Source organism: Spirillospora sp. CA-142024 (genome assembly GCF_050942325.1).
In the GTDB taxonomy this organism is placed as follows: Bacteria; Actinomycetota; Actinomycetes; order Streptosporangiales; family Streptosporangiaceae; genus Spirillospora.
This window is the reverse complement of record NZ_CP192077.1, coordinates 6,456,416-6,471,461: the sequence shown is the minus strand read 5'-3', so window position 1 is coordinate 6,471,461 and position 15,046 is coordinate 6,456,416. Positions and strand designations below refer to the sequence as shown.

At 72.0% G+C, this 15,046-nt stretch carries 14 protein-coding genes and 4 tRNA genes; 13 read left to right on the top strand and 5 right to left on the bottom strand.

Annotated features, from left to right (window positions below; genetic code table 11):
• The first annotated feature begins 115 nt into the window (after positions 1 to 115).
• Positions 116 to 949: a helix-turn-helix domain-containing protein gene (locus ACQPZP_RS30665; RefSeq protein ID WP_433473190.1), complete on the top strand. Its 834-nt coding sequence runs from the start codon at positions 116 to 118 to the stop codon at positions 947 to 949.
• Here ACQPZP_RS30665 and ACQPZP_RS30660 read toward each other — a convergent pair.
• The gene (locus tag ACQPZP_RS30660) at positions 946 to 1,437 is read right to left on the bottom strand and encodes an Lrp/AsnC family transcriptional regulator (protein ID WP_433473189.1); all 492 of its coding nucleotides are present in this window, start codon (positions 1,435 to 1,437) and stop codon (positions 946 to 948) included. The two genes, ACQPZP_RS30665 and ACQPZP_RS30660, sit on opposite strands and share 4 nt — an antisense overlap.
• Positions 1,438 to 1,542: 105 nt before the next feature.
• On the opposite strand from ACQPZP_RS30660, the gene ACQPZP_RS30655 reads away from it, so the two are divergent.
• The 5 genes from ACQPZP_RS30655 to ACQPZP_RS30635 all read left to right on the top strand — a co-directional run bounded on the left by ACQPZP_RS30655 (position 1,543) and on the right by ACQPZP_RS30635 (position 6,183).
• On the top strand, positions 1,543 to 2,745 hold the full coding sequence (locus ACQPZP_RS30655; RefSeq protein ID WP_433473188.1) for an MFS transporter: 1,203 nt from the start codon (positions 1,543 to 1,545) through the stop codon (positions 2,743 to 2,745).
• 290 nt (positions 2,746 to 3,035) lie between these two features.
• Positions 3,036 to 3,884, top strand: a complete 849-nt coding sequence (locus tag ACQPZP_RS30650) for a hypothetical protein (RefSeq protein WP_433473187.1) — start codon at positions 3,036 to 3,038, stop codon at positions 3,882 to 3,884.
• An 87-nt stretch (positions 3,885 to 3,971) separates the two neighbouring features.
• Complete coding sequence (gene manA / locus ACQPZP_RS30645) at positions 3,972 to 5,099, top strand: mannose-6-phosphate isomerase, class I (RefSeq protein ID WP_433473186.1); 1,128 nt, start codon at positions 3,972 to 3,974, stop codon at positions 5,097 to 5,099.
• A gap of 229 nt (positions 5,100 to 5,328) precedes the next feature.
• Entirely contained in the window at positions 5,329 to 5,529 is a 201-nt protein-coding gene (locus ACQPZP_RS30640; RefSeq protein ID WP_433473185.1) for a hypothetical protein, read from the top strand.
• A gap of 390 nt (positions 5,530 to 5,919) precedes the next feature.
• On the top strand, positions 5,920 to 6,183 hold the full coding sequence (locus ACQPZP_RS30635) for a sigma factor-like helix-turn-helix DNA-binding protein (RefSeq protein WP_433473184.1): 264 nt from the start codon (positions 5,920 to 5,922) through the stop codon (positions 6,181 to 6,183).
• Positions 6,184 to 6,186: 3 nt separating this feature from the next.
• Here the strand turns inward: ACQPZP_RS30635 and ACQPZP_RS30630 are convergent, their stop codons facing one another.
• Positions 6,187 to 7,068: a LysR family transcriptional regulator gene (locus ACQPZP_RS30630; protein ID WP_433473183.1), complete on the bottom strand. Its 882-nt coding sequence runs from the start codon at positions 7,066 to 7,068 to the stop codon at positions 6,187 to 6,189.
• Between the two features lie 81 nt (positions 7,069 to 7,149).
• Between ACQPZP_RS30630 and ACQPZP_RS30625 the strand changes: the two genes are divergently transcribed.
• The 6 genes from ACQPZP_RS30625 to ACQPZP_RS30600 all read left to right on the top strand — a co-directional run bounded on the left by ACQPZP_RS30625 (position 7,150) and on the right by ACQPZP_RS30600 (position 10,478).
• The gene (locus ACQPZP_RS30625) at positions 7,150 to 7,998 is read left to right on the top strand and encodes an oxidoreductase (protein WP_433473182.1); all 849 of its coding nucleotides are present in this window, start codon (positions 7,150 to 7,152) and stop codon (positions 7,996 to 7,998) included.
• 197 nt (positions 7,999 to 8,195) lie between these two features.
• Positions 8,196 to 8,280, top strand: a tRNA-Ser gene (locus ACQPZP_RS30620).
• A 1-nt stretch (position 8,281) separates the two neighbouring features.
• Positions 8,282 to 8,354 (top strand) — tRNA-Met (locus ACQPZP_RS30615).
• 33 nt (positions 8,355 to 8,387) lie between these two features.
• Positions 8,388 to 8,460 (top strand) — tRNA-Arg (locus ACQPZP_RS30610).
• Between the two features lie 2 nt (positions 8,461 to 8,462).
• Positions 8,463 to 8,534 (top strand) — tRNA-His (locus ACQPZP_RS30605).
• A 96-nt stretch (positions 8,535 to 8,630) separates the two neighbouring features.
• Positions 8,631 to 10,478: a glycoside hydrolase family 3 protein gene (locus ACQPZP_RS30600; protein WP_433473181.1), complete on the top strand. Its 1,848-nt coding sequence runs from the start codon at positions 8,631 to 8,633 to the stop codon at positions 10,476 to 10,478.
• Here the strand turns inward: ACQPZP_RS30600 and ACQPZP_RS30595 are convergent.
• Complete coding sequence (locus ACQPZP_RS30595) at positions 10,465 to 11,376, bottom strand: NAD-dependent epimerase (protein ID WP_433473180.1); 912 nt, start codon at positions 11,374 to 11,376, stop codon at positions 10,465 to 10,467. The two genes, ACQPZP_RS30600 and ACQPZP_RS30595, sit on opposite strands and share 14 nt — an antisense overlap.
• 116 nt (positions 11,377 to 11,492) lie before the next feature.
• Between ACQPZP_RS30595 and ACQPZP_RS30590 the strand changes: the two genes are divergently transcribed.
• Positions 11,493 to 12,491 carry a GlxA family transcriptional regulator gene (locus ACQPZP_RS30590; RefSeq protein ID WP_433473179.1) on the top strand — a complete coding sequence of 333 codons (999 nt, stop codon included), beginning with the start codon at positions 11,493 to 11,495 and terminating at the stop codon, positions 12,489 to 12,491.
• Here ACQPZP_RS30590 and ACQPZP_RS30585 read toward each other — a convergent pair.
• Positions 12,421 to 13,701, bottom strand: coding sequence for an ABC transporter substrate-binding protein (locus ACQPZP_RS30585; protein ID WP_433473178.1), 1,281 nt, complete (start codon positions 13,699 to 13,701; stop codon positions 12,421 to 12,423). The genes ACQPZP_RS30590 and ACQPZP_RS30585 overlap by 71 nt on opposite strands.
• Positions 13,698 to 14,981, bottom strand: coding sequence for a Gfo/Idh/MocA family protein (locus ACQPZP_RS30580; protein WP_433473177.1), 1,284 nt, complete (start codon positions 14,979 to 14,981; stop codon positions 13,698 to 13,700). The genes ACQPZP_RS30585 and ACQPZP_RS30580 overlap by 4 nt, the downstream gene beginning before the upstream one ends.
• Between the last annotated feature and the right edge of the window lie 65 nt (positions 14,982 to 15,046).

Sequence of the window (15,046 nt, the reverse complement as noted above, 5' to 3'; positions counted from 1 at the left end):
TCCTTCGTTGTCGGCCACTCCAGGCTGGCGGGGCGGGCGGCGGGCAAGGAGGCCGCGCTTAGACGGGCCCTGACAGGGCCACGATCCGGGGCCGCGCCGTTGGTAGGTTCCGGGTGTGAGCGACAACGAACTGGGCGCCTTCCTGCGCGCCCGCCGCGAGGCCGTCACGCCGTCGCAGGCAGGGCTGCCCGAGGGCGCTCGGCGAAGGACGCCGGGGCTGCGCCGTTCGGAACTCGCCACGCTGGCCGGCGTCAGCGTCGAGTACCTGGCGCGGCTCGAGCAGGGACGCGACCGTCACCCTTCGGCGGCCGTCCTGGGGGCGCTCGCCGACGCGCTGCAGATGTCCCCCGACGAGCGCCTCCACCTGCGCATCCTTTCGAAGGGCGGCGACGGGGGCCTGTGCCGAGCGGCGCCGAACGAGGTCGTGCGGCCCACCGTCCGAGCGTTGCTCGAACGTCTGGAACCTGCTCCGACGATCCTCGTCAACAGGCTCGGCGACATCCTCGCCTGGACGGACGGTTACGAACTGCTGGCAGGCCCGGTCGGGCTTCTGGACGGCGACCCGCCCAACGTCGTCCGCTTCGCATTCACCGATGTGCGGGCCAAGACCGTCTATCCCGACTGGAACCACGTCGCGGACGAGCGCGTCGCAGCTCTCCGTAGTGCGTTCGTAGGCGGCGACCCGTACTACAAGCACCTCGTGGACGAGCTGACCGTCACCGCCGGTGCGCCGTTCAGCGAACGCGTCGGCGCCCTGCCGAGCCTGCCGAGGAAGTCGGGCGTCGAACGGTTCGTCCACCCGGACGTCGGCGAGCTCCGGCTGGCCTACGAGACCCTCGAACTTCCGGTGGGTGATGACCAGCGGCTGGTCGCGTACCTGCCCGCCGACGAAGCCACGTCCGACGCCCTCGCCCGCCTGCGCCGGGGCAGACTGCGCGCGGTGCGCTAGCGGGTCCAGCCGTCGGACGCTGTGACGGTGCGGGCGTCCGGGGCGGGCGGCTCGACGGCGCGTCCCTCGTAGGCGGTCGACAGGACGATGTGCGAGTTCATCTCCCCGTGTTCGCCGAGCCGTTCCAGCAGCCCTTCGAGGTGCGGCATCGAGGCCACCCGGACCTTCAGCATCGAGCACCAGCTGCCGCTGAGCTTGTGCACCTCGGTGACCTCGGGCAGGTCCTCGGCCGCGGTGGTCTTCAGCAGGCAGCGGCCGAGGGCGCAGCGCATCTGGACGAACGCCGTCAGCGGCTGCCCGACCCGCGCCGGGTCGATCCGTGCCTGGTAGCCCGTGATCACCCCCGACTCCTCAAGCCGCCGCACCCGTTCGGCCACCGCCGGGGACGACAGGTTGACGAGGCCCGCGAGCCTGTTGAACGACAGGCGCCCGTCCCGCTGCAGCTCGGCGACGATGCGCCAGTCCGTCTGATCCAGCTCCCGGTCCATCTCGAAGGTCCTTCCCGCGAAATACCTTCCAAAGTAGAGGTGGAACCGGTCGAACGCCAGGGATCATCCATTCCCGGAGCGGATCAGCGTTTCTAGCGTTAAAGCATGGAAAACCGATCCCGTCCCATGGCCGCCCTGTGCTCGGGCACCGCACTGATGAACGCGTCCATGGCGGTGGCGAGCGCGACCGGCACCCTCGTCGCCGCGGACCGGCTCGGCGCCGGCTGGGGAGGCGTCCCGAGCACGGCCGGCATCGTCGGGACGGGCGCCGGCGCGGTCGCCCTGACCCGGCTGGCGCGGCGGACGAGCCGGCACCGCACCTTCGTCCTCGGGTACGCCGGCGCGGCGGCGGGCGCGTGCCTGGCGGCCGCCGCGGTCGCGAACGGCGACGTCATCGGCCTGTGCCTCGGGATGCTGCTGCTCGGCCTCGGCAACGCGGGAGCCCAGCTGTCGCGGTACGCGGCGGCCGACCTCCACCCGCCCGGGCGGCGCGGCCACGCGATCGGGCTCGTCGTGTGGTGCGCGGCCGCCGGCGCGGTCGGCGGGCCGCTGCTGCTCGACCCGGCCGGCGCGGCCGCCGCCGGGATCGGCCTCCCGGCGTTCACCGGACCGTTCCTCCTGGCCGTTCTCACCTGCGCGGCCGCCGCGCTCGCCGCGACCGGCGGACCGGGCGGCGGGGCGGGAACCGGCAGCCCGCCGCCGCTGCGCAGGCTGGTGAGCACGCCGGTCGCGCGCTCCGCGCTGGCGGTGATGGTGACCGCGCAGGTCGTGATGGTCGCCGTCATGACCGCCGCGCCGCTGGAGATGCACATGCACGGCGACGGCCTCGCGGCGGTCGGTATGGTGCTGTCGGCGCACACCCTCGGCATGTTCGCCCTGTCACCGGTGACCGGCCGCCTGGTCGACCGTCTCGGCCCCCGCCCGGTGATCCTCGGCGGACTCCTCACCCTGGCCCTGTCCACGGCGCTCGCGGCCGTCGCGACCGGCTCGACGGGACGTCCCGCGGCGCTCTTCCTGCTCGGCTACGGATGGAACCTCTGCTTCGTCGGCGGCAGCGGCCTCCTCGCCCGCGACCTGCCGGAGGCGGAGCGCCCGCACGCCGAGGGCGCCGTCGACGCCGCCGTCTGGACGATCGCGGCCGCCGCGAGCCTGCTGTCGACCGTCGTGCTGTCGGCGGGCGGCTACGCCGTGCTGGCCTGGACGTCGTGCGTCGCGGCGCTCGCCGTCGCGCTCACCCAGTCCCGGCGCCGCGAGCCGGTGCGGGGGACGCGCGAGAAGGCCGCCGAACCGGAGATCGGACGCACCTGACCGGTGGGTCAGATACGGCCCGTGCCGCGGCAGACGTTGCACTGCTCGCGGGTGGCGGTGCTGGTGCCGGTGCCTCTACAACCGGGGCACGCCCGCGTCGCCGGCTTGTTGTGCTTGCCCACGTCCACCACCCCCAGGTCGCCTCATCTTAGGGGCTCGGCCGATCGAACGCCGTGCCCGCTTATCAGTTCGCCGACCGGACCCCGGAGGTTCACCCGGACCGCCGCTGAACCCGCACCGTAACGGGCACCGTGCAGGGAGGTAGGGCAGCTGCGATCGGAGGGCGGCGCATGATCGACACGGTGCGGGCGGCGGACGCCAGGGTGCGGGACGTCGCGGACGGCGCGGCGGGACGGCTCCGGCTCGCCGCCGAGTTCTACGTCGGCGACCGGGCCCGCTACGGCCGTGCCGAGCTGAGCTTCCTGCGCTGGGAGATCGCCCGGGGCGTGCTGAACCCGCCCGGCGGCGATCCGCCGGGCAGCCCGTGGTGGCGCGCCGTCAACGACCGGCTGTTGCGCGACAAGGCGGAAGCCGCCCTGCTGGACGACGGTCACCGCGGCGAGCCGTCGTCCAATGGCGTGCGCCTGTGGGGCGAGTTCCTCCGCGGACCGTCCCCGGCGGCGTGGTACCGCGCCCACAACGCGAGCGTCGTCGCCGGGTACCTGGACGGCGAGGCGCTCGCCCTCGCCGAGCTGCCCGCCGAACGCTTCATGATGAACGTCGCGCTCGTCCGCGTCCTGTACGCGCACGCGCTGGTGGCGCGGCCCCGGCTGGCGCTCGGCGCGTTCGCGCCGCTCGGCGGTCTCCTCGGCGACCCGCGCGGCGGCTCGGTCGGGTTCTTCCTCGACCTGCGCCGCGCGTTCCCCGAGCGGTATCCGCTGGGGGACCTGCTGGCCGGGGACCTCGTCGCGGCGGAGGGGCTGCTGCCGCGCGTCCTCGACTACGGCGTGATCGTGCCGCGGCTCGTCCCGCTGTACGAGTTCGCCGCCGAGTCGCTCGGCCTCCCCGGCGTGGAAGGGCTGATCAGCGACGGCGCCCCCTGCTACGCGTGGCCTGCCCGCCGCGCGGACTGGCACGGCCCGAGCGCGCTGCGGCTCACGACCCGCCTCACCGCGTACGCCGTACGGATGAGGGCCTGACCCGGGGCGCGGCCCGGCGCTTGTACGCTGTCCTCACGAGCGCCGACTCCCGTTGTGGCGCCCCGAGTGAGGAGATCGCGCAGGTTGGTGCCACTGCCGCTGACCACGGCGATCCGGCCCTACGAGTGGGGTTCGCGAACCGCGCTGGCCGAACTGCTCGGAGTCGAGCCGACCGGGCGCCCGCAGGCCGAACTGTGGGCGGGCGCGCATCCCGCCGCCCCTTCCGCCGTGGACGGGACGCCCCTCGACGCGCTCATCGAACGCGACCCGTCCGAGATGCTGGGCGCGCGGTCGATCGACCGTTTCGGTCCGACGCTGCCGTACCTGCTCAAGGTACTGGCGGTAGAGAAACCGCTCTCCCTCCAGGTGCACCCGACCACGGCGCAGGCCCGGGCCGGATTCGCCCGTGAAGAGGCGAGCGGCATCCCGATCGACCATTACACGCGCACCTACAAAGACCCCTTCCACAAGCCGGAAATGGTCTGCGCCCTCACCGACTTCCACGGCCTCTGCGGTTTCCGTGACCCGGCGGAGACCGCCGATCTGCTCGAAGACCTGTCGGTCGCCGAACTGCGCCCGTGGATACGGACACTCCGCACCGAGCCGCCCGCCGGAGCGCTCCGGAGCGTCCTCACCCAGATGCTGGACGAGGCGTCCGAGCCCGTCCAGAAGGCGGTCGAACCGGCCCTGACCGGCGTCTACGCCGACATCGCCCGCGCTTACCCCGGCGACCGCGGAATCCTCGCCGCGCTTCTGCTCAACCATGTCGAACTCAGCCCCGGCCAGGCCCTCTTCCTGGACGCCGGAGTGCCCCACTCATATCTGGGCGGCCTCGCGATCGAGGTCATGGCGAACTCCGACAACGTCCTGCGCTGCGGCCTCACCGGCAAGCACATCGACGTCCCGGAACTGATGCGCGTGGTCGAATTCGCTCCGACCGCCCCCCACCGCATCGAACCGACGGCCGGCCACGACTACCGCACACCCGCCGAGGAATTCGTCCTCACCCGCCACGACCTAACACCCACCAGCGAGAACCTGCCCACAGGCCTTCCGCAGACACTCCTCTGCCTGAAAGGCGAAGCCCACCTAACGGCAGCCCGGACCTTGACCCTCACCCGAGGCGAAGCCGCCTTCATCCCCGCCGCAGCCCCCACAATCCACCTAACCGGAACAGGCACCCTCTACCGCGTGCTCCCAGCGATCGGCCCATAACCGCCCTGGCCCTGGACATCGGCGGCACCAATCCCGCGCTCGTCCTGCACCTGCGCAGGGCGACGACGGCGACATGGCGAGCAGGTACCTGGAGAGCTATGAGCGCATGTGGTCCGGAGTGTCCGCGATGGCCTAGTTCGTGACTCGCACCCAGCGCGATGGGACGATCGTCATGTGTGAGGGCGATCCTCACACCCGGGCGAAGTCCGGAACCGCAAAGGAGAGCGACATGGCACAGGAATCGGAGGGCACGGACTGGAGAGACGCGGTGCCAACCGTCGTCAACGCGCTTGGCGATCAGTTCGTCGCGGGAGCGATGTTCCCGGCTGAGGAGTACACACCCGAGGAGATCGCGGCCTTCAAGGCCGTGGGTGTGAAGCGCCCCGATGAGAACGACCAGCGGGACCAGGGGGCTGGCGAGTCGCACTGACATCGCCAGTCCCCCAGCATGAACGACGGCCTTCGCCCCCCGATGGGGGGCGAAGGCCCATTTGTTTCATTCATCCACCAGGCAACTGGGACGGACCGTGCGCCGTGTCCAGCTCCGCCCACGTCCGGGCATGGACCTCGGCGAGCGCTTCGTGCCGAGGGAAGGGCGAGGAGCCACCTCGATACCCAGTACTGCCGGTGCTCCACCATCGTGGCGACGAGTCGCAGTGAGCCGGGCGTCAGTCGCCACCGTCCGCGCCGCACGACGACTACACCAAGGCTCCACTTGGCCAACGGTGGCGGACGAGGGGCGGATAAGTCCTCCTCATTCCTTCCTTAACGCGGGCATAAGGGGGGAGCCGGGAGGGGTGGGGGGTGCGAGGTTTCTTGTGTGGCACTGCGAGTGGGCAAAGACACCGGTTCGTTCCTCCCCGGTTCGCCGGGGGAGCGGATGCGCCCCGCGGTGGTCGCCCGGGCCTTCCAGGCGCTGCCGTCCGCGCACCGCGAGATCCTCACCGAGACGGTCTTCCGGGACCGGTCGGTCAATGAGGCCGCCGCCTCGCTGGGGGTGCCGGTGGACGTGGTGAAAGTCCGCGTCTACCAGGCGCTCCGGGCGCTCAGCGCGGCCGTGGAGGCGCCGCGGCCGATCGTCTGACGGTCACGCCGGGGAACCGGCGAGGTCGCGGACGATCGCGGCGAACGCCTGGACGAGCGCGCCGCCGCCATGCCAGGCGAGGGCGACGCGCAAGGGCTCCACGTCCGTCAGCGGGACCCAGGCGAGGCCGGGGCGCGTGTAGTAGAGCGCCATGCTGGACGGCGCGAAGCAGATGGCCGTGCCCTCGGCGACCTGTTCGAGCATTTCCTCGACGTTGTCGTTGGTGGGGCCCCAGCGCGGCTCGGAGCCGTCCGGCCGCGGGTTGACCGCCCACCAGTCCACCCAGGCGCGGGGTGCGCGCTCGGTCCACATGAGCGGCTCGTCCTTGACGTCCATGATGGAGACGCCCGCGGCCGTGGCGAGCGGGTGATCGGTGGGGAGGCCCACGACGCGGGGTTCGGTGTGGACGATCTCGGAGTGCAGGCCGGTGAGGTCGGCGGGGAGCCACACGAACGCCACGTCCACCTGGCCGGCGTGGAGCGCGGCGGCTTCGCCGCCCCAGTCGTAGCGCTTGGGTTCGACGCGGACGCCGGGGTGGGTGCGGGCGAACTCGGCGCGGGCGCGGGTGGTCAGCTCTCCGGCGCCGCTGGCCTCGAAGCCGACGCGCAGGACGCCGGTCTGGCCGCGGCGGTGCCGTTCGGCGACGGCGGCGACCCGGTCGGCCTGCCGGACCGTCCGGCGGGCTTCGGCGATCACGTCCCGGCCGGCCGGGGTGGGGGCCACACCGCCGGCGTGCCGGTCGAACAGCCGGACGCCGAGTTCGGCTTCGAGGTTCTTGAGCGCGTAGGAGAGCGCGGGCTGGCTCACGTAGAGGGTCGCCGCGGCCCGGCCGAGGTTGCCCTCGTCGGCGATGGCGATCAGGTAGCGCAGCTGGCGCAACTCCATGCGAGGATCATAAAGGCCCTTTATCGAGCGCGTTGATTTCCGTCTTGGACGCGGGGCCGGGTGTGCTGCGATAACTGCGGCATGACGAACACCACTGAGAACGGCCGGGTCTGGCTGATCACCGGGGCGAACTCGGGCTTCGGACGGGCGATCGCGGAGGCGGCGCTGGCGGCCGGTGACACGGTCGTCGCCGCGGCCCGCCGTCCCGGGGAGCTGGACGACCTGGTGGCGCGGCACGAGGGCCGGGTGCACGCGGTCGCGCTGGACGTCACCGACCAGTCGAAGATCGCGGACGTGGTCGCGGACGCGGTGCTGTGGCACGGCCGCGTCGACGTGCTGGTCAACAACGCCGGCCGCGGCGTCGTCGGGGCCGTGGAGGAGACCACCGACCGGGAGCTCCGGGAGTTGATGGACCTGCACTTCTTCGGTCCGGCCGCGCTGACCCGCGCCGTGCTGCCGCACATGCGGCGGCAGGGGAGCGGCGCGATTGTGCAGATGTCGAGCATGGGCGGCCGGTTCTCCTTCCCCGGCGTGGGCGCCTACTCGGCGACCAAGTTCGCGCTGGAGGGCCTGTCGGAGGCGCTGGCCCAGGAGGTCGCGCCGTTCGGCATCAAGGTGCTGGTGGTCGAGCCGGGCGCGTTCCGGACGTCCTTCGCCGGCGGCGGCCTCTACCAGACCGCCGCGATGCCGGAGTACGCCGACACCGTCGGCCCGGTCCGCGCCGGCCTGCCGAGCAGCGACGGCAAGCAGCCGGGCGATCCGGCCAAGGCCGCGGCGGCGATCCTGAAGGCGCTGGACGCGGACGACACCCCGCTCCGGCTGCCGCTGGGCAACGACGCCGCCGACGCGGTGGCCGCCTCCCTTGCAGGTGCGCAGAAGGAGTTCGAAAGCTGGGAATCCACGTCCCGCGGAACCGATTTCGAGGAGTGAGCCGATAAATGGGTTGCCGGGGCGGGAACCGCCCCGGCACCATGAACGTCGTAGGCAATGAGACCGGAAGGAGAGGGAAGATGCGACGCCATCGAATGCACAGCAGCAGCCTTTCCGGTCTCGGGAGCCGCCGACGGACGTGACCTGCACGTCCTGACGCCGACCGCCCGCAGGCCACGGGCGGTCTTTTTGTTTCCGGAGGGTTGGCCGAGCGGAAAGGCAGCGGCTTGCTAAGCCGTCGTCAGGGTCACCCCTGCGCGAGTTCGAATCTCGCACCCTCCGCGCCGAGTGAGGATGCTGGTGTGTCCGGCGGATTCATATCCCGCTGCAGGTAGGTTCGATTCCTGCACTCGGTACGCAAGAGAACATCGGTACGGCAAGTGAACAATGTCTTCGTGGCGCAGTGGAGAGCGCGCCGGGTTGCGGACCCGGAGGTCGCAGGTTCGATTCCTGCCGGAGACGCGGCCTTCGTGGTGTAGTGGTCTGCACGCCAGGTTGTGGTCCTGGAGGTGTCGGTTCGATCCCGATCGAGGGCCCTTTGCGCCGTTTGTCCGGTGGTGACCGTCAGATATTGCCCAGTCGCTGGTGTCCGGTTGCGTTGTGTTTGATCGACGCTGGAGAAACCTTCCGGCATGGACAGCTCCTGGGTGCGGGCGATGCGGTCACGCCTTCTGGCCTTCGGCACGCTGACCGCGCTCGCACTCGTCGCCCACGGCGGTCCCGTCCGGGCGGAGTCGGGCCCGGCCCCCTATCTCGACCCGCGGCTGTCGGTCGGGGACCGGGTCGAGGACCTGCTCGACCGGATGGGCCTGGACGACAAGCTGGGCCAGATGACGCAGCCGGAGCGCAAGTACGTCACCCCCGAGGAGGTCACCCGGTACGGGATCGGGTCGGTGCTGTCCAGCGGCGGGTCGGCGCCCACCCCGAACACCCCGGCGAACTGGGCGAACATGTACGACGAGCTCCAGCGGGCGGCGCTCGCCGGCACCCCGCGCATCCCGATCCTGTACGGGGTGGACGCGGTGCACGGCCACAACAACGTGGTCGGCGCGACGATCTTCCCGCACAACATCGGGCTCGGCGCGGCCCGCGACCCGGCCCTGGTCCGCAGGATCGGCGCCGCGACCGCTGAGGAGATGGCCGGGACGGGCGTGGACTGGGACTTCGCGCCCTGCCTGTGCGTCGCCCGCGACGACCGCTGGGGCCGGACGTACGAGTCGTTCGGCGAGGTGCCCGGACTGCCCATGATCATGACGACGCTCATCGACGGGCTGCAGGGGCACGAGCTGGGCGGCCCCGCGTCCGTCCTGGCCACGGCGAAGCACTACGTCGGGGACGGCGGCACGGAGGGCGGCGACGACCGCGGCGACACCCGGATCCCGGAGAAGGCCCTGCGCGAGATCCACCTGCCGCCGTTCCAGGAGGCGGTGAAGCGCGGCGTCGGCTCGGTGATGATCTCCTACAGCTCGTGGAACGGGCTGAAGATGCACCAGAACAGGTACCTCATCACCGACGTCCTCAAGAACGAGTTCGGCTTCAAGGGTTTCGTGGTCTCGGACTACAACGGGATCGACGGGATCGACGGGAAGCCCGGGTTCACCAAGGACGAGGTCGCCGCCGCGGTCAACGCCGGGATCGACATGGCCATGGTCCCCGCCGAATGGCGCAGGTTCATCGACTACCTGCGGGACGCGGTGAAGAACGGTGAAATCCCGATGTCCCGCATCGACGACGCGAACCGCCGCATCCTGACCAGGAAGTTCCAGCTCGGCGTGTTCGAGCGTCCGATGGCGGACCGGTCCTACCTGAAGACGGTCGGCAGTGCGGCGCACCGCAGGCTCGCCAGGCGGGCGGTCGCCGAGTCGCAAGTGCTGCTGAAGAACAAGGGCGATGTCCTCCCGCTGGACGACGGCGACAAGGTCTTCGTCGCGGGCCGCAGCGCGAACGACATCGGCATGCAGTCCGGCGGCTGGACGATCACGTGGCAGGGCGGGCCGGGCCCGACCACTCCGGGCACGACGATCCTGGAAGGCATCCGCAAGGCCGCGAACCGGTCCGCCACCGTGACCTACAGCAGGGACGGCGCGGGCGTCGACAAGTCCTACGACGCGGCGATCGCGGTCGTGGGGGAGAAGCCGTACGCCGAGTACCACGGCGACCTCACCGGCGGCATGGGCCTCGACGACGCCGACCTGAATACGATCCACCGGCTGCGCGCCGCCGGCGTCCCGGTGGTCGTGGTGCTTGTGTCGGGACGTCCACTGGACATCGCCCGCGAACTGCCCAGGTGGGACGCGCTCGTCGCCTCCTGGCTGCCCGGCACCCAGGGGGAGGGTGTCGCCGACGTCCTCTATGGCGACACCGCTCCCACCGGACGGCTCCCGGTGACGTGGATGCGCGACGCCTCCCAGGAGCCCATCAACAAGGACGACGGCAAGAAGCCCCTGTTCCCCTTCGGCTACGGCCTCACATACGACTGAGCGACTCCTTGAGGACGTCGTCCAGCGGGGACGCGCCCACTCCGAACGTCGTCTCGATCGCCGCGGAGTCGACCGTGAACGGCCGGTGCGACATGTGCTGCGTCTCCCACATCTCGTCCCAGAACGGGTCGCCGAGGCCGAGCAGGGTGAGCTCACGGTCGGTCATCGTGTCCAGGTGCGGCTCGGGGACGCCGGCCAGCGCGGCGAGGCGCCCGGCGACCTCGCGCACCGACGCGGTGATCGTCGGCGCGTGCCAGGGCCGGCCCCATCCGCGCTCGTCGCGGGCGACGGCGACGAGCGCGCGGGCGGTGTCGCCGATCGCCGAGTACGCGTGCGGGACGTCGAGGGCCGCCGGGACGAGCGCCGGACGTCCCGCGAGCACCTTCGGCTGGACCAGGAGCGTGAAGATGGAGTAGGCCCCGGCGCCGAGGAACTGGCCGGCGCGCACCTCGGTGGCCCGCACCCGTCCGGCGTCGTGCGCCTCCTTGGCCTGGAGCCACATCTCGGCGCGCACCCGCCCCTTGGACCCGGTCGCCTCAAGCGGGTGCTCCTCGGTGACCGGGCCGTCCACGGGCCCGTACCCGTAGAGGTTGCCCAGCATGACGTACCCCGCGCCGGACCGCTCGGCGGCCGTCAGGATCGAGCCGAACAGCGTGGGCAGCAGTTCCGGCCAGGTGTTGTACGCGGGCGCCGCCGCGTTGAACACGGTCGTGGCGCCCTCGGCGAGCCGGCTGAGCGCATCGGTGTCGGTGGCGTCGATCTCGGTCCGCTCGACGAGCGGGTGCGAAGGCCCGGCCCCGCTCCGGGACACCATCCGGACGCGGTCGCCCGCGTCGGCGAGGAGAAGTGCGGTCGCGGTGGCGGTGGCTCCCCTGCCGACGACGACATGAAACGGCATGATTCACTCCAGTGAGATAGTGGCCGGGAATCCCGGCCGTCGCCCGATCCACTCTGCGGTCCGCCGCGCCCGGACGGCAGGGGCCCGATCGCCAACCGCCCGGAGGTTCTGGCCAGATGCACACGGTCGCGGTCGTCGTCGTCCCGCCGGTGATGACCTTCGACGTCACGATCCCGGAGATGGTGCTGGGCGCCGCCGAGACGGACGGCGGACCCGCCTACGAGCTGCGGCTCTGCGCCGCCGAGCCGGGGCGTCCGCTGGAGACCGTCGGCGGCCTGGACGTCGTCGCCCCGCACGGGCTGGACGCCGTGGAGGGCGCGGACAGCGTCATCGTCATGGGCAGCGGGGGCCGCACCGGCATCGAGCGGCCCGTCCTGGAGGCGTTGCGCGCCGCGGCGGGCATGGGGAAGCGCATCGCGGCCATCTGCACGGGCGCCTTCGTGCTCGGTGAGGCGGGTCTGCTGGACGGCCGCCGCGCCACGACCCACTGGGGCCTCACCGGTGACCTGGCCCGCCGCTTCCCCGCCGCGGAGGTCGTCCCCGACGTCCTGTACGTCACGGACGGAACGGTGCTGACCTCGGCCGGAGCCGCCGCCGGGATCGAACTGTGCCTGCACCTGATCCGCGAGGACCACGGCGCCGCGGTGGCGGCCGGGGCTGCGCGCCTGACGATTGCGGCGCCGCCGCGTCCCGCCGACCAGGTCCAGCGCGTCCAGGATCCGCTGCCCGCCGAACCGGACGCGTCGCTCGCGAAGACCCGCGCCTGGGCCGTGCGGCGCCTGGGCGAGCCGCTCACCCTCGCCGACCTGGCCCGGCACGCGCGCGTCAGCACCCGCACGCTGACCCGCCGGTTCCACGCGGAGACGGGGCACAGCCCACTGCAATGGCTGCTGCACCAGCGGATCGACCGGGCCCGCGAGCTGCTGGAGGGCACCGCCCTCCCGATGGACCAGGTCGCTCGCCGCAGCGGCCTCGGCAGCGCCGACTCCCTGCGTCTGCACTTCGTCCGCAGGCTCGGCATGACCCCGAGCGCCTACCGCTCGGCTAGTCGGCCAAGGCCGCCAGTGCCTTCTGGAGGTCCTCCGCCGCTTGGTCGACCGGCTTCTTTCCGGTGACGGCCGCGGTGACGTGCTCCTGGACGGCGGTGCTGACCTCGTTGTACCGGACGACGACCGGGCGCGGCTTCGCCTTGTCCATGCCCTGCTTCAGCGCGGGCAGGTACGGGTACAACTTGATCATTTCGGGGTCGGTGTAGAGGGCCGCCAGGGAGAGCGGGAACGACTGGGCGCGGCCGTACTCGTGCTGGATCTGCGGGCCGACGATGTGGGCGATGAAGCCGCGGGCGGTCGCCTGGTGCTTGGAGAACGCGGACACGGCGAGGTTGTTGCCGCCGAGCGTGCCCGAGCCGAGCCCGTCCTCGCCGGGGATCGGCGCGACGCCGAACTTGCCGGCGACCTTCGAGCCGTCCTTCTCGGACGCGAGCGCGTACACGTACGCCCAGTTCCGGTGGAAGACGAGGTGGCCCTCCTGGAAGGCGCGCCGGCCTTCCTCCTCCTTGTACGTGATGGCCTTCTCGGGGATGGTGCCGTTCTTGAAGCCGTCCACGAGGAACCGGAGCCCGGCCTTGGCCTGCGGTGTGTTCACCTGCGGCTTGCCTGAGGCGTCGAAGACCTCGCCGCCCGCGGACTGGACGGCCTCCGAGTAATTGACCGTGAGGCCCTCGTACTTGCCGTACTGGCCCGCGTAGCAGTCGACGCTCCTCCCCTCCGGTGTCTTCTGGACCTTGGCGCAGGCGTCGCGCAACTCGTCCCACGTCTTCGGCGGGTTCTTGATGCCGGCCTTGGCGAGGAGGTCCTCGCGGTAGTAGAGGACGCCGGTGCCGGTCAGCCACGGCGCCGCGTACAGCCTGCCCCGGTACTTGCCGGTCTCCAGCGCCGCCGGGACGAAGGAGGAGGTGTTCACCAGGCCGTCCGGCAGGGGCAGAACCCAGCGGCGCGCGGCGAACTCCGCCGTCCACACCGCGTCCAGCCGGACGACGTCGTAGGCGTCCGACTTGATCTGCATGTTCTGGATGAGCTGCTGCCGCGCCTGGTCGCCGTCCTCGGGCAGCTCGACGAGCCGGACCTTCTCCTTGGGATGCCCCTCGTTCCACTTGGCGACGAGCTTCTGGACGGTCTGGGTGAGGTCCTTGCCGGTGGCGACGGTGATGGGACCGCGTCCGTCGTTGCCCGACGGCGCCGCCGGATCGGACGAGCCGCAGCCGCTCAGCGCGAGGGTCAGGGACAGCGCCGCCGCGGCGCCGCCCCACAGGGGCCTGATCGTCATGGGCGCACCGTGCCTTTCGCGGGGGGTGATTCCGGGGCGAGGTCGATGACCGCGCCGTCCAGCCTGGCCCGTTCGGCGGCCCAGACGACACGGTGTGAGGCGAGGCTTTCCCGGGGGCCGGAGCTGAGCGGTGCCGGGTCGCCGCCGGCCAGCGCCGCGACGAACGCGTCGGCCAGCGCGTCGTCGGCGCGGTCGTGCCGGCCGTCGGGGGACGCGTCGCCCGGCTCGACGGTCTCCACCTCACCGGTGACGAAGTCGCGGACCGAGATGCGCGCACCGTCCCCCTCCAGGCAGCCGGACGTCCCGAAGACGCGCGTCTGGCGCTGGGCGGCGGGGGAGAACGCCGTCATGGTGAACACCCCCGTCGCACCGGACGGGAACTCCATGTTCACCACCTGGTGGTCGACCACGTCGTTGTCGCAGGCGTAGACGCAGCGCCCGTACGGTCCTTCCCGCAGCGCCCGCAGCACACCCTCCTCGGTGCGGTCGTCGGTGACCGCGCCGAGCGGCCACGTCTCCCGGTCGGGGTCGCCCAGGCACGACAGGTACAGCCGGGTCGCCGAGTAGGGGCAGCGTGACTCCACCGCGCAGTCGAGGCAGCGGGCCGCGGCGCCGGACGGGCGGTTCTCCGGACGGAAGTGCGACAGCCGCCCGAACGAGGACACGCGCGCCGGGATCTCGCCCATCACGTGGATGAGCCAGTCGATGTCGTGGCACGACTTCGTCATCAGCATGGGCCCGGACTCGTCCGCGCGCCGCCAGTTGCCGCGCACGTAGGAGTGGGCGTGGTGCCACCAGCCGACGGGTTCGAGATGCTGGACGCTGATCGGGGTGCCGATCCGGCCGTCCGCGATCAGCGTCCGGAGGGCGCGGGTGTATCCGGTGTAGCGCAGGACGTGGCAGACGGCCAGCGTCACCCCGGCGCGCTCGACGGCGTCCACGATCCGCAGCGCGTCGGCCTCGGAGGTGGCCATCGGCTTCTCCAGCAGGATGTGGCAGCCGAGCCCGGCGAACCGGACCGCGGGTTCGGCGTGCTCGGCGTCCTGCGTCGCGATGATCACGCCGTCGGCGACGCGGCCCGCGGCGGCCAGTTCGCGCCAGCCGGGGAACGTCCGCTCCGGCGGGAGGCCGTGCTCGGCCGCGAACCGGGCGCGCCGCACCGGGTCGGGCTCGGCGACCGCGGCGATCCGGCCGGCCCCCGTCTCCCGGATCCGCGCGGCGTAGCCGCGGCCGCGCAGTCCGGCTCCGGCCACGGCGATCGCGGGTCCCGTCTTCTCCATCGAGCAAACCCCCTGACCTGGGTATCCTTGGCGCCGCCGGGCGGAAACCGCCGTTATGCAAGGTT